This window comes from Paenibacillus xylanexedens, assembly GCF_001908275.1.
In the GTDB taxonomy this organism is placed as follows: Bacteria; Bacillota; Bacilli; order Paenibacillales; family Paenibacillaceae; genus Paenibacillus; species Paenibacillus xylanexedens_A.
This window is the reverse complement of the sequence record NZ_CP018620.1, coordinates 5,674,178-5,688,563: the sequence shown is the minus strand read 5'-3', so window position 1 is coordinate 5,688,563 and position 14,386 is coordinate 5,674,178. Positions and strand designations below refer to the sequence as shown.

The window sequence follows — 14,386 nt, the reverse complement described above, 5'->3', positions numbered from 1 at the left end:
TTGTGTGTATCGAAATTGAATTGTAGGACGTTTGCTTGCAAACATGGTTACAACACAGAATATTAAATAACTAAGCTGAAAGGGAAGCCGGATGGCTTTCCTTTTTTCAAATAGAGGGGGACTTGCCATGACATTGGCAGCACACAGCCGGAAGACAGGTGCGCCCCAAGCGGTGTATCTTCACATTCCCTTTTGCACGAATAAATGTTTTTATTGCGACTTTAACTCCTACGTTCTGAAAGATCAGCCCGTGATGCAATATCTCGAAGCGCTGGAACGGGAGATGGAACATACAGTTAAGGCCAATCCACCGGGTGAGATCAAGACTATATTTGTAGGTGGGGGTACGCCAACAGCTCTGAAACCGGATGAGATGGCAGTATTTCTTCGTTCCGTGAAGACGTATTTCCCAAATTGGGCGGACGATATTGAATTTTCGATGGAAGCCAACCCGGGAACAACGGATGCGGAGAAACTCGCTGCGATGAAAGAAGGCGGCGTCAACCGTGTCAGCTTTGGCGTGCAGGCTTTTCAGAATGATCTGCTGACAGGCATTGGCCGTATTCATAATACGGATGATGTATATCGCAGTTTGGAGAATGCTCGAAAAGCAGGCTTGAATAACCTGTCCATTGACCTGATGTTTGGTTTGCCAAACCAGACTGTTGAAATGTTGAATGAGAGTATCGACAAAGCGCTGGAACTGGATCTGCCGCATTACTCCATCTACAGCCTGAAAGTGGAAGAGAATACACTTTTCCATACCCTGTATCAGAAGAACCAGTTACCACTTCCTCATGAAGATGATGAGCTGGAGATGTATCTTCTATTAATGAGACGTATGAAAGAAGCAGGTTATGGACAATACGAGATCAGTAACTTTGCCAAGCCGGGCTTTGAGAGTCGTCACAATATTACCTACTGGCGTAATGAGGACTACTATGGTCTGGGTGCAGGTGCACATGGATATGTGGGCCGCGAACGGCATATGAATATTAAAGGTATAAATCCTTATGTTGAAGCTTCACGAGCAGGGCTGCCTCGTCTGGATCATTTTGAGATTGCTCGCCCGGAAGCCATGGAAGATTATCTGATGGTTGGACTGCGAATGTTGGAGGGAGCTTCGGCCTCACGCTTTAGCGAACAGTTCGGAGAGTCCATGGAAGAAGTGTTTGCGAAGCCTTTGGGCAAAATGTTGAACGCAGGGTTGCTTGAGCGGACGGCAGACGGCTTCCGACTGAGCGAGCAGGGTATCCTGTTCGGAAATGACGTTTTTGCGGAGTTTATCGGGTCCATATCGCTGAATTCATAGCTTGAAATTCTATACGCTCTGTTGTATATTTATTCATATTGATTTTACAGAGCGTGTTAATTTAACAACTACGAAGTCAGCTTTCCTCTGGAAAGCTTGGTAATAGGAGGAGAGCAGGATGTCGGTAATATGCAGAAAAGCCGTGCCGGAAGATGTTGAACCACTGTATGAAATGATTAAGGGCTATGCAGAGCGTGGGATCATGCTTCCGCGATCACGGGAAATACTGCACCGACAGCTGGAGCACTTTGTTGTAGCCGAAGTTGATGGTGGAGTGGTGGGTTGCGGATCGCTTTGTCGTCTGGGGAATGATTTGGTGGAAGTCAGATCACTCGGTATCTCGGAAGGACACAAAGGGCTCGGTATTGGCTCCCGATTGCTGGACCGACTGGTAGAAGAAGCGGAGAAACTACAGATTCCTAAGGTTATGGCGTTGACATATGAAGTATCCTTCTTCCTCAAAAACGGCTTTGCCGTAGTGGAAAAAGAGATTTTCCCTGAGAAAGTATGGACCGACTGTGTTCATTGCAGCAAGCAAGATTGTTGCGATGAGATCGCGGTATTAAAAGAGCTTAACGTTTCAGCATAACAACTGAATGGACTGCATGGATCGAGCCGAGTCAGCCTCTGCCCTACATGCAGTCTTTTTTTACTTCAAAGTATGTTCAATAAAGTTGTTAGGACTCGTTGACATTGGTCTATACTATAAATAGATGAGCCCACTCATCAAACTCACTTGACAATGTTCACGTCAGTTTGGTATTTTTGTATTACCGCTTAGCACTCATCTAACCGGAGTGCTAACGACATGGGACAGTACAGTCAGAAGGAGGGAATACTCACCATGTTAACAGAGCGTCAACGAATGATTCTGAACGCTATAGTGGATGACTATATCCGTTCAGCTGAGCCCGTAGGGTCCCGGAGCATTTCCAAAAGGGGAGATGTTGGATACAGTCCGGCGACGATCCGTAATGAAATGGCGGACCTTGAAGATATGGGTTTCCTGGAACAGCCGCATACATCGGCAGGACGCATTCCTTCTCATAAAGGCTATCGATATTATGTCGATCATTTGGTCCCTTGGAATCAGGTGGAGCCTCAAGAGTTGGATGATCTGAAGTCATTCTTTGCTGAAAAACTGAACGTCATGGAACAAGTTATTCAGCATGCATCCAATATTTTGTCACATATGACGAATTATACTTCGATCCTGCTTGGACCGGAAGTATTCCATACGTCCTTACGTCACTTCCAATTGCTTCCGCTGAACGAGAGTGAAGCTGTGGCGATCATTGTGACCAATACAGGTCAAGTGGAGAACAAGACGGTTCAGATTCCACCAGAAATCTCGGTAGCCGAGATGGAAAATGTGGTTCGCTTGTTAAATACCAAGCTTGTGGGCGTACCAATCTACAAATTGAAATCCCGTCTTTATACCGAACTTGGGCAAGAGATGGAACGGCATATTACACGTTACGAGGAAGTTATGCAGGTGCTGAACAGTGCCTTTGACAATGAGCATGATAATCGTCTGTTCCTCAGTGGTGCCACCAATATGTTGACTCAACCGGAGTTTAAAGATATCGAAAAGGTAAAAGATATTCTTGACCTGCTGGAAGAGACACCAACACTCATGAAATTGATGATGCCCGTGCCGGGTGGATCTGGTATTCAAGTGCGAATCGGCACTGAAAATGATCATGAAGCCTTTGCCAACTGCAGCCTGATTACAGCCTCCTATTCATTGGACGGTGAGGCTTTGGGTTCGATCGGTATTCTAGGACCCACGCGGATGGATTATGCACGTGTCATTCATATTCTAAATACACTATCCCGTGACTTGACGGCGATGCTGACACATCGTTTCAAATAAGATTCGGGAATGAACCATTTCATTCGTATAAGGAGGTGAACATCTTGAAAGAGGAGCAATCATTTACAGAAGAACAAGAGGTAACAGCAACTGAGCAGGAGCCTATTAATGAAGCTGGCGCTGCAGAAGCACAAGCTGAAGAGATGGCTGGTCAGGAGCAGGATGAGCTTGCACGTCTGAAGGCAGGAGCTGAGGAGCAACAACAGCGTTATGTCCGTGCACAGGCTGATTTTGATAACTTCCGTCGTCGTACGCAGAAGGAAAAAGAAGAATTGGCTAAATACGCTTCGATGAAGCTGGTCACCGAACTGGTACCGGTTATTGATAACTTCGAGCGCGCCATGGCTACTGTACCGGAAGGAGCAGAGGTCGAATCTTTCTCCAAGGGCATCCAAATGATTTTCCGTCAATTGGAAACCGTGATGAATAATGAAGGTCTGACGGCTATGGAATCGGTAGGACAACCGTTCAATCCTGAATTCCACCAAGCAATTATGCAAGTGGAGAGCGACGAGTACGAAGAAGGTATCGTTGTTGAGGAAGTCCAAAAAGGCTACATGCTGAAAGATAAAGTGCTTCGTCCAGCTATGGTTAAAGTCAGCTCATAAATTCCTTATAGGAAGGAATGAGTCGGCTCCATGGTTGAACAATGTGGGCGAAGTTTAATATAAAGGTTTGTACACATAGAGCACGATTAGCAACATGAACATCTAAATAAGGGTCAGATCAGACCCATTCATTTTAAATTGTTGAGGGAGGAAATTTTCGGATGAGCAAAGTAATTGGTATTGACTTAGGAACAACAAACTCATGCGTAGCAGTAATGGAAGGCGGCGAGGCTGTCGTAATTCCAAATCCGGAGGGCGCACGTACCACTCCATCCGTAGTTGGTTTCAAAAAGGATGGAGAGCGCGTTGTTGGTGAAACAGCAAAACGTCAAGCGATCACCAATCCGGATCGTACCATCATGTCGATCAAACGTCACATGGGTACTTCCCACAAGGAAACAATCGATAGCAAAGACTACTCCGCACAAGAGATCTCTGCAATCATTCTGCAAAAATTGAAAACTGATGCTGAAGCTTATCTGGGTCAAACGGTAACTCAAGCAGTTATCACTGTACCAGCTTACTTCAATGACAGTCAGCGCCAAGCGACTAAAGATGCGGGTAAAATTGCAGGTTTGGAAGTTCTGCGTATCGTCAACGAGCCAACAGCAGCAGCTTTGGCATACGGTATGGAGAAATCCGAAGACCAAACGATCCTCGTATATGACCTGGGTGGCGGTACGTTCGACGTATCCATTCTTGAACTGGGTGATGGCTTCTTCGAAGTTAAAGCAACTAGCGGGGACAACAAACTAGGCGGGGATGACTTTGACCAAGTAATCATTGATTACCTCGTAAGTGAATTCAAAAAAGATCAAGGCATTGACTTGAGTAAAGATAAAGCAGCGGTTCAACGTTTGAAAGATGCAGCGGAAAAAGCGAAAAAAGAACTTTCCGGCGTATTGACTACAACGATCTCCTTGCCGTTCATCACAGTTGCTGATGGCGTTCCTCAGCATTTGGAGTTGAACCTGAGCCGTGCGAAATTTGAAGAAATCTCTGCAGGTCTGGTTGAGCGTACGCTTGAACCAACTCGTCGTGCATTGAGTGATGCGGGTATGACAGCTAACGATATCGACAAGATCGTATTGGTTGGTGGTTCCACACGTATTCCTGCAGTACAAGAAGCAATCAAAAAACTGACGGGTAAAGAGCCACACAAAGGTGTTAACCCGGATGAAGTTGTAGCTTTGGGTGCTGCTGTACAAGCGGGCGTACTGACAGGTGACGTGAAAGACGTTGTATTGCTCGACGTAACGCCATTGTCCCTGGGTATCGAAACAGCGGGTGGCGTATTTACTAAAATGATCGAGCGTAACACTACGATCCCTACAAGCAAATCTCAAGTGTTCTCCACGTATGCAGACAATCAACCAAGCGTTGAGATTCATGTTCTGCAAGGTGAGCGTGAGATGGCAGCGGGTAACAAATCGCTTGGACGTTTCATGTTGGGTGATATTCCACCAGCTCCACGTGGCGTTCCACAGATCGAAGTTAGCTTCGATATTGATGCCAACGGTATCGTTAACGTATCTGCAACAGATAAAGGTACGAACAAAACTCAAAAAATCACAATCACTTCTTCCAGCGGTTTGAGCGATGCTGAAGTGGAGCAAATGATGAAAGATGCTGAGTTGCACGCTGAAGAAGATAAAAAACGCAGAGAACTCGTTGAAGCGAAAAACAGTGCAGATCAATTGATCTACTCTGTTGACAAAACGATCAAAGATCTTGGCGAAAAAGCAGATGCTGGCGAAGTTGAAAAAGCAAATGCTGCCAAAGAAAAACTGCAAGGCGTTCTGGCTTCCGACAACCTGGAAGATATCAAAGCTGCTACAGAAGAACTGACAGAGATCGTTCAACAACTGTCCGTGAAACTGTATGAGCAAGCTCAGGCGCAAGAGCAAGAAGCACAAGGTGCTGAAGAGCAACAAGGTTCTGCTAAACGTGACAACGTCGTAGACGCTGATTACGAAGTTGTGGATGAAGATAAAAAACAAAACTAATTCGTAATTCTACGCGAATTAAACATCGGTGACGTTCGAATTAGAGGGAAAGTCATAGCCGGGGCTCCCGCGCTTTGGCTTTCCTTTTGTCACGATGTGCGATATGGTGAATGATATGGGGGTGGAAGAGTGGCTGAAAAGCGTGATTATTATGAGGTGCTTGGCGTTAGTAAAACGGCTAACGACGATGAGATTAAAAAGGCTTACCGTAAGCTTGCCCGTCAGTATCACCCTGACGTAAACAAGGCTGCTGATGCGGAAGCTAAATTTAAAGAAGTTAAAGAAGCTTACGACGTAGTGAGTGACGGTCAGAAGCGTGCACAATATGATCAATATGGTCATGTCGATCCGAATCAAGGTGGATTCGGTGGTGGCGGTGATTTTGGCGGCGGCGGATTTGGCGACATCTTCGATATGTTCTTTGGCGGCGGTGGCGGTGGACGACGTGATCCAAATGCTCCGCAACGGGGGAATGATCTGCAGTACACGATGACAATTGAGTTCAAGGAAGCTGTATTCGGTAAAGAAACCGATATTACGATTCCGCGTACCGAAGGCTGTGATACCTGTCATGGCTCAGGTGCCAAACCTGGAACGAAACCGGAAACCTGCTCGGTCTGCCAAGGTAGCGGTCAGCAGGAAGTCGTGCAAAATACACCGTTTGGTCGTATGGTTAATCGTCGTGCATGTTCGAACTGTAGCGGTTCGGGTCAAATTATCAAAGAAAAATGTACAACGTGCAGTGGCAGCGGTAAAGTTCGCAAGCAACGTAAAATCCATGTCCGCATTCCAGCGGGTGTAGATGATGGCGCGCAACTGCGTATGACAGGCGAGGGTGAAGGCGGCCTGCGTGGCGGACCAGCGGGAGATCTGTATATTGTCATTCGCGTGAAATCACATGATTTCTTTGAGCGTGAAGGCGACGATATTTATTGCGAAATCCCACTTACCTTTGCTCAGGCAGCTCTGGGAGATGAAGTTGAGATCCCGACGCTCACCGAGAAAGTGAAGTTGAAAGTACCAGCTGGTACACAAACGGGAACGTATTTCCGCCTCAAAGGCAAAGGTGTACCACGCCTGCGCGGTATGGGGCAAGGGGATCAGCATGTGAAAGTGGTTGTGGTTACACCTAGTAAGCTGAATGATGAGCAGAAAGATCTGCTTCGCCAAATTGCTTCGCTGGATGGAGAGCAAACACATGAGCATGAACAATCTTTCTTTGATAGAGTGAAACGCGCCTTCCGCGGCGACTGAGAATAAAATAAAGCAAGTTCAAAAGGACACCACAGCGGTTTTTACCGCAGGGTGTCCTTTTTTGTGCGCCTTTTTTTGTGGTTCAGTGGTTTTTGTGAAATCCATGGATCTATGCTACGAATAACGACAGCAATTTGTGGGAGCATTTCGGTATATTCTGAGCGAACTTGCGGAAAGATAGCATGGCGAGAATGATATGCATAGCTGATATGCGAGAAATTAGGAAAGCAGGTGAAGCGGATGACCGAAAAAAATATTTTGGCGTACTTTCACAGCCCGGAGCAGGCTCAAGGGGCGGCCAAAAAACTGGAGGCATTGCGAGTGGAGGACCTGTCAATTAATCGATTCAGCCGATATGCGGGTGTAGGACCAAGCGGGGCTTCCTACAAGCCGGGCGTTTCCGGCAGTTTTTCATCATGGGTGCCCGATTCGATGCAAACAAATGTCAGTGCTGGAATCATGGCTGCGGCGGACCCTTCTGCAAGCGGCATGAGTGATGGTGGACAGGGTGGACCTACAGGAAGAGATGTATTACTAACTGTCATCGTAGATGAATCGGTACATCACCGCGCCATGTCCATAATCGAACAAGCCGGTGGAATGATCTAGTTTCAAGAAATCCATATAAGATGGACAGATAATTACACTTTAACGGAGAGTGTAGAACCAATCTGAAGAAGCGAAGAGTTCGCCTAAAAGCTTTCGCAAGAAAGCTACCTCGGAAGCATACGCTATCCCCGGATTTTCCCTTTAAGGAGGGAGTTGAAGAAATCTGGGGATAACAGCGATCGGAGGATGGGACTACAATCGGAGTGTTACAGTGTAACACGTATTAGTTCATTTAATTTAAAGGAGGAACATTACAATGGCAGAACATGAACGTCCAGGCAAGATTTTAACGAAAACGGAAAAGATGAAACGTATGCAATCCGCAAAAAATGAGGACGTGGAATTCAGCGCTGAAGCTGCGGATCATGAAGATATTGAAGCACTACGCCGCAGTGAAGCGGCTGATCGACGACAGGGACGGGAGCTTCATGACTGAAGATCGCTCGGCAGTGACCCTCGAAGCTGTTTTTACAAGCTGGACTGAGGCCGAGTCTGCACGCAGAGCCCTGGAATTGCTGCACCCGAACCAATTGAGTATTGAGAGCCTTGGCAATGAAGCGTCTGCATTGGACTCGAACGATGTTAAGGGCTCCGATAATTCTCCTACGGCCGTCGTTGGAGGATTTAGTGGCGAACTGAATGTACTTGCCCTGATTAGTGATGAAACGGAAATGTTGTCCAATGGTCAGGTGTATGATACACCCAAAGAGGACTCGGCCAACAGGCTAAAACAAGAAATTTTGCTGACCGTGTCCGTATCCAACGATTCGCTCCCGCAAGCCGCAGAGATGATCACGCAGAATGGTGGGCGTTTTTGCTAACTGAGATGCAAATTATGCAAAATGCTGAAGTAAATGAAACAGATATGTATGAATAGATGACAGGATATTCGAGCAGTCAGGCTGCGGATATCCTGTTTTGCTTTTCTTTTAGTGGTCGGCTTTGTGCTCCGGCTAGCTTGTGTAGTACAATAGTTGGGATGTTTGAATAATGAGGAGGAAAAACCAAGTATGTTATGGCATGAACTAACAATACATACCACAGAAGAAGCTGTGGAGATGATTTCGAATTTTTTACATGAAGCGGGTGCTGGAGGGGTTTCGATTGAAGAGTCCGGTACTTTAAATAAAAAACGGGACACGACATATGGTGAGTTATACGACGTTCCTTTGAATGATATTCCGGAAGGCTTTGCAGTCATCAAAGGGTACTTCTCTGAAGGTACGGATATGGTTGTATTACAATCCGAAGTTCATCCGAGAATCGAGGAACTCAGCGATTTCGGAATTGATACAGGTGAGGTTCGTTATGAGACGCGTACAGTGGATGAAGATGACTGGGCAACAGCCTGGAAGCAATATTTCAAGCCAGTACGTGTATCGGAACGTCTGACGATTAAACCAACGTGGGAAGAGTATACGCCAGAAAGTCCGAATGAGAAAATTATTGAGCTTGACCCAGGCATGGCTTTTGGTACAGGAACACATCCAACGACCTCCCTCTGCTTACGTACACTGGAAACGGTTATTCAGGGCGGCGAGGAAGTCATTGACGTAGGTACAGGTTCTGGTATTTTGGCTATTGGAGCGATAAAACTTGGGGCAAAACATGTACTGGCGCTTGACCTTGACCCAGTTGCGGTAATCAGTGCCAGGGAGAATGTGGAACTGAATGGGCTGGAACAACAAATTACGGTTAAAGAGAGTGATCTGTTGTCCGTCCTTGGGAGTCAGGACCCTGCACTTGGTGTACAACTGCCGGTTAAGGTTGTCGTGGCGAACATTCTGGCTGAGATCATTTTGTTGTTCGTAGACGATGTCTATAATGCACTTGAGTCTGGTGGGACCTATATTGTATCAGGCATTTGGAAGAACAAAGAGCAGGTTGTACATGATGCACTGGTAGCCTCCGGGTTTGAAGTGAGTGCGATCCACCGTGATGAGGATTGGCTGGCGTTTGTAGCCAGAAAGGGGTAACGTATGGACTTTTGGAATTCGTTCTTTCGTTATCCGATCGATCAGCTTCCGTTTTTCCTGCTGACCATCCTGATCGCATTTACGGTGCATGAATTCTCGCATGCGTATTTTGCCAACAAATTCGGTGATCCGACAGCCAAGCTGTTGGGTCGGGTCACGCTGAATCCGGTTGTACACTTTGACTTGTTTGGTGTGCTGTTGCTCATTATTGCCGGCTTTGGTTGGGCACGTCCAGTTCCGGTTAATCGTGCTAACTTCGACAAACCTAGATTGATGGGCATCATCGTATCCGCAGCAGGGCCTCTGAGCAATCTGTTGCTCGCGATCATCGGTACAATCATCTATGCTTCACTGGTTGGTTCGGGAGCACTCGGCGGTATTGATAATGAGCGGTTGCTGACAGCAATCACAACGTTCTTCGCTATCTTTAACTTAACCAACTTTTTCCTGTTCCTGTTTAACTTAATTCCGTTGCCACCACTGGATGGTTATCGGATTCTGGAAGATGTAGTGCCACCTTCAATCAGCCGCAAGCTACAAGGGGTGGAGCAATGGTCCATTTTTATCTTCCTATTGATTCTTGTTATACCTCCGTTGCAAAATGTGACGATTCAACCTTTGTATGAGTTTGCACAAACGATGTATGTGGATCTGGCCAAGCTGGTTATTGAATTATATCGCTAAAAGCGCATCGTGTTTTGGCTGATATACTGGTCAGAAACACGTAAAAGTTGTATGATCATCTGTGGCGATTGGATTCACGCCTGTCATCAGGCGGGGTGAATTCCAGTCATAACAGGACAGAATGGGTGGATTGACTAATGCAGCGATATTTTGTATCTGCAGAACAGTTTAATGAACACGCTGTGATCATCACAGGTGATGATGCACGCCATATTGGCAAGGTCATGCGTGGTAAACCTGGAGATAAACTGATTGTCAGTGACGGAAACTCCAGAGAAGCACTCGTGAAAATTGAGAGTATTGAAGTTGGCCAAGTTACAGCCAATATTGTAGAACCTCTCGAGATGGACCATGAAGCAAGGATTCGTGTAACCGTGGCACAGAGTTTGCCCAAGGGTGACAAGATGGAAACAGTCATCCAGAGATGTACTGAGATTGGGGCGGTATCATTTGTACCCTTCCTATCAGAACGTACGATTGTGCAATATGATGCCAAGAAAGAAGGCAAACGGTTGGAGCGGTGGCGGAAAATTGCCAAGGAAGCTGCCGAACAGAGTCACCGGAATCGCATTCCAACTGTTGAGCAGCCGCTTTCCTGGAAAGGGCTGTTATCTTCTTTTGAGGGCTATAGCCTGGTATGTTATTGTTATGAGAAAGAAAACGGTAAACAGCTGAGAGATGTACTGAAGCCGTTTGTAGAGCAGCTTGCACCTGATGCAAGTGCAGAAGTTTTGATCGTGGTTGGACCGGAAGGTGGATTTTCTGAGAAGGAGACGGCAGAGGCTGATCAGGCAGGTGCTGTATCTGTTGGACTGGGCAAACGCATTTTGCGTGCTGAGACAGCTGGAATGGCAGCACTAACTTGCGTGCTATATGAATCCGGAGAAATGGGAGGAATGTAATTATGCCATCCGTGGCGTTTTACACCTTAGGCTGCAAAGTTAATTTCTATGATACAGAGGCGATTTGGCAATTGTTCAAAAACGAAGGTTACGATCAAGTGGACTTTGATGAACAGACAGCGGATGTATACTTGATTAATACTTGTACAGTAACCAATACCGGCGACAAAAAGAGCCGTCAAATTATTCGTCGTGCCATTCGGCGCAACCCGGAGGCGATTGTGGCCGTTACAGGCTGCTACGCGCAGACTTCTCCGGCAGAGATTCTGGACATCCCAGGGGTGGATCTGGTTATCGGTACACAGGACCGTGACAAGATTTTGCCATATGTTAATGAAATTCAGGAGTCCCGTCAACCCGTTAATGCGGTGCGTAATATTATGAAAACCCGTGTATTTGAAGAAATGGATGTACCGGATTTTGCTGACCGTACCCGCGCATTTCTGAAAATCCAGGATGGATGCAATAACTTCTGTACATTCTGCATTATTCCATGGTCTCGTGGTCTCTCGCGCAGCCGTGAGGCGAACAGCATTATTCAACAGGCGCATCAACTCGTACACGCCGGATACAAGGAGATTGTTCTGACCGGTATTCATACAGGTGGGTATGGCGATGACATGGAAAACTATGATCTGACCGACCTGCTGTGGGATTTGGATAAGGTAGAGGGTTTGGAGCGTATTCGAATCAGCTCGATTGAAGCCAGCCAGATCGATGACCGCATGCTCGACGTGATCAAACGTTCGGACAAACTTGTTCGTCACTTCCATATTCCGCTGCAAGCGGGTGATGATACGGTGTTAAAACGCATGCGTCGTAAATATACGACAGAAGAGTTTTACAACAAAATGCTTCGCATTCGGGAAGCAATGCCTGATGTAGCGATTACAACAGACATCATTGTTGGATTTCCAGGTGAGACGGATGAGATGTACCGTAATGGCTATGAGTTGATGCGGAAGATCGGTTTTTCCGAAATGCACGTATTTCCTTATTCCAAGCGTACGGGTACGCCAGCAGCACGAATGGAAGATCAGGTGCACGAAGAGGTCAAAAATGCACGTGTGCATGAACTGATTGACTTGTCTGAGCAGATGCAGCTGGAGTACGCTGAGCAGTTTGTTGGACAGGTACTGGATGTTATTCCCGAAGGTGAAGCCAAAGGCCGCGAGGGAAGTGGCAAGCTGCATGGTTATAGCGACAACTACATTCAACTGGTCTTTGATGGAACGATGGATATGGTCGGTAAAGTGTGCCGAGTTAAAGTTGTTGAAGCTGGCGTCAACGAGAGTCAGGCTACGCTGGTACGTGTGTTGGAAGAGAATCTTAAGTCCGCCGCGATGTAGATCGAGGCGTCAGAAACAAGGATTTCATTTCCTTGGGAGCTTACCCGGGGAGATGAGGTCCTTCTTTTGCAAAAAATAAGATATAGATACCGAAGTTGATGGGGGAGAGCATGATGAACAAAAAAGAAATTTCAGCAGGCGGAGTTGTTTATAGAACAGGGGAAGACGGACGTCTTCAAATTCAGCTTATCGTAGATCGTTATGGTAAAACAACTCTCGCCAAGGGCAAAATGGAAGATGGAGAAACAATTGAACAGACGGCACTGCGCGAGATTTTGGAGGAGACAGGTATGGTGGGCCGCATTGTAGAGCCGGTTGATATCATTGCTTACACGTACCAACATGCAGATTTTGGTCCGGTGGACAAGGAAGTTCATTATTATCTCGTTGAAGCCGAGAGTGGTGATCTACAGCCTCAGATTGAAGAAATCAAGGGTGTGGATTGGTATGCTCCGGAAGAAGCATGGTCCTTACAGCATCAGAGCGGATATGATAATAACGATGATATCTTGCGTGTAGCCCTGAACAAGTTAGGCATTAACGTATAACGCACTATTGTTCGAGTCAGTTAGCCGCGCGCTCTGTGGGTCTGGATAGGCAGATCATCAAGCCACGGGTGACTTCGCCGCGGGGGCGTGGACCGGTGGTTTTTTGTGCCAGATTGGCAAGTAGCAGAACGGTAAAGCAAGCAGTGAGCTAGTGATGTTAAAAAGGGTCTGGGCATGCGCAATCTGTGCCCCGTTGTCCGCTGACAGCCAGGCCGAAGCTGCATGCAGCTGGCCGATCAGCGGCATAAACAGCAGCGCTCCCGCAATGTTTAATACAACATGGGAGGCTGCGACAAATTTGCCTGCGGATGCTCCGCCCGCGGCAGCAATCACAGCAGTGATGCAGGTCCCCACATTGGACCCGATCACAATGGCGATGCCGATCTCCACAGGTAATACCCCTGTGGCTGCGAGCGTAATCGCCATGCTAATGACAGCTGCGCTGCTGTGAATGAGTGCTGTCAGACAGGCGCCTGCCAGGAAGCCCCACCACAAGCTGTCGGCCGAGCGGTCGAGAAACCATTGAAATACGCCCATGCTCCGCAAGGGTAAGGCAATGGATTGCATCACCTGAATGCCTGTCATAACAAGTGCAAATCCCGCAGCTGCGAGGAAGCTGTACTGGATGTTAAACAGAGTCTGGCGCGTGCGTTCAGGAGCGACCAGATTGCGTTCACCAAGAACAACAAACATGGCCCAGCCCGTTAGCGACAGGACGAGTAGCGGCAGGGAAGCACGTCCGATCTGTAGTCCCACCAGCTCCGTTGTCAGGCATGTCCCGATGTTGGTGCCGAGGATGATGCCAAGTGTGCGTCCATAGGTAATTAATCTGGCATTAGCCAGTCCAATGGTGAGTACGGTGACCGCAGTACTGCTCTGTAACAGGGCCGTTGCGCCCGCACTGAAGGCCATGCCTTTCCATGGAGCAGAGGTGGCACGATTGAGCCAATCTGCCAACATGGGCCCTGCCATGCGTTGCAAGGCCGTTTCCATCAGCTTCATGCCACCAAAAAAGATAATAAGCCCATAGAGTAGGGGCAATATAACATCTCTAAACATAGAAATATCATTCCTTCCGTCCGGTTCCTTAACTCATCCTATGAGTAAGAAAAGACAACCATGACAAGCCTAAAGGAATTCAGAGTGGAAGCGACCTAAATTACCCCACCCCAATTCGATAGATACGGTGATTCGTGCAAACGCAGCGAAGAAGACGAAATTGTTACCGAAGTAGTGAAGCGTGCGCCTTTGTCTCCGGATTT

General features: G+C 47.2%; 15 protein-coding genes. 14 read left to right on the top strand and 1 reads right to left on the bottom strand.

What is annotated here, in order from left to right; genetic code table 11:
• The first annotated feature begins 127 nt into the window (after nt 1-127).
• From hemW to BS614_RS24845, 14 genes are all read left to right on the top strand, one after another.
• Nucleotides 128-1,312, top strand: a complete 1,185-nt coding sequence (gene hemW, locus BS614_RS24910) for a radical SAM family heme chaperone HemW (RefSeq protein WP_036668565.1) — start codon at nt 128-130, stop codon at nt 1,310-1,312.
• A 118-nt stretch (nt 1,313-1,430) separates the two neighbouring features.
• Nucleotides 1,431-1,901 carry an N-acetyltransferase gene (locus BS614_RS24905; RefSeq protein ID WP_074095900.1) on the top strand — a complete coding sequence of 157 codons (471 nt, stop codon included), beginning with the start codon at nt 1,431-1,433 and terminating at the stop codon, nt 1,899-1,901.
• 255 nt (nt 1,902-2,156) lie between these two features.
• Nucleotides 2,157-3,188 (top strand): heat-inducible transcriptional repressor HrcA, encoded by a 1,032-nt coding sequence (hrcA, locus tag BS614_RS24900; protein ID WP_036615092.1) that lies wholly within the window; start codon nt 2,157-2,159, stop codon nt 3,186-3,188.
• Between the two features lie 44 nt (nt 3,189-3,232).
• A complete protein-coding gene (grpE, locus tag BS614_RS24895; protein ID WP_074095899.1) occupies nt 3,233-3,796 on the top strand; it encodes a nucleotide exchange factor GrpE in 564 nt (187 codons plus the stop codon).
• Nucleotides 3,797-3,957: 161 nt separating this feature from the next.
• Nucleotides 3,958-5,802 (top strand): molecular chaperone DnaK, encoded by a 1,845-nt coding sequence (gene dnaK / locus BS614_RS24890; RefSeq protein WP_074095898.1) that lies wholly within the window; start codon nt 3,958-3,960, stop codon nt 5,800-5,802.
• 129 nt (nt 5,803-5,931) lie between these two features.
• Nucleotides 5,932-7,056 carry a molecular chaperone DnaJ gene (gene dnaJ / locus BS614_RS24885; RefSeq protein WP_036615086.1) on the top strand — a complete coding sequence of 375 codons (1,125 nt, stop codon included), beginning with the start codon at nt 5,932-5,934 and terminating at the stop codon, nt 7,054-7,056.
• Between the two features lie 240 nt (nt 7,057-7,296).
• Nucleotides 7,297-7,665 carry a hypothetical protein gene (locus BS614_RS24880; protein ID WP_074095897.1) on the top strand — a complete coding sequence of 123 codons (369 nt, stop codon included), beginning with the start codon at nt 7,297-7,299 and terminating at the stop codon, nt 7,663-7,665.
• Between the two features lie 256 nt (nt 7,666-7,921).
• Entirely contained in the window at nt 7,922-8,101 is a 180-nt protein-coding gene (locus tag BS614_RS24875; protein ID WP_017687220.1) for a YfhD family protein, read from the top strand.
• A complete protein-coding gene (locus BS614_RS24870) occupies nt 8,094-8,486 on the top strand; it encodes a hypothetical protein (protein ID WP_074095896.1) in 393 nt (130 codons plus the stop codon). The genes BS614_RS24875 and BS614_RS24870 overlap by 8 nt, the downstream gene beginning before the upstream one ends.
• Nucleotides 8,487-8,675: 189 nt before the next feature.
• Nucleotides 8,676-9,641 carry a 50S ribosomal protein L11 methyltransferase gene (gene prmA, locus BS614_RS24865; protein WP_074095895.1) on the top strand — a complete coding sequence of 322 codons (966 nt, stop codon included), beginning with the start codon at nt 8,676-8,678 and terminating at the stop codon, nt 9,639-9,641.
• A gap of 3 nt (nt 9,642-9,644) precedes the next feature.
• Nucleotides 9,645-10,325 (top strand): site-2 protease family protein, encoded by a 681-nt coding sequence (locus tag BS614_RS24860; RefSeq protein WP_074095894.1) that lies wholly within the window; start codon nt 9,645-9,647, stop codon nt 10,323-10,325.
• Between the two features lie 137 nt (nt 10,326-10,462).
• Nucleotides 10,463-11,227 carry an RsmE family RNA methyltransferase gene (locus BS614_RS24855; RefSeq protein WP_074095893.1) on the top strand — a complete coding sequence of 255 codons (765 nt, stop codon included), beginning with the start codon at nt 10,463-10,465 and terminating at the stop codon, nt 11,225-11,227.
• A gap of 2 nt (nt 11,228-11,229) precedes the next feature.
• On the top strand, nt 11,230-12,576 hold the full coding sequence (gene mtaB, locus BS614_RS24850; RefSeq protein WP_017687225.1) for a tRNA (N(6)-L-threonylcarbamoyladenosine(37)-C(2))-methylthiotransferase MtaB: 1,347 nt from the start codon (nt 11,230-11,232) through the stop codon (nt 12,574-12,576).
• Between the two features lie 110 nt (nt 12,577-12,686).
• Nucleotides 12,687-13,124: an NUDIX hydrolase gene (locus tag BS614_RS24845; protein WP_074095892.1), complete on the top strand. Its 438-nt coding sequence runs from the start codon at nt 12,687-12,689 to the stop codon at nt 13,122-13,124.
• Between the two features lie 57 nt (nt 13,125-13,181).
• Here the strand turns inward: BS614_RS24845 and BS614_RS24840 are convergent, their stop codons facing one another.
• Entirely contained in the window at nt 13,182-14,183 is a 1,002-nt protein-coding gene (locus BS614_RS24840) for a Na/Pi cotransporter family protein (RefSeq protein ID WP_074095891.1), read from the bottom strand.
• Nucleotides 14,184-14,386: the final 203 nt, after the last annotated feature.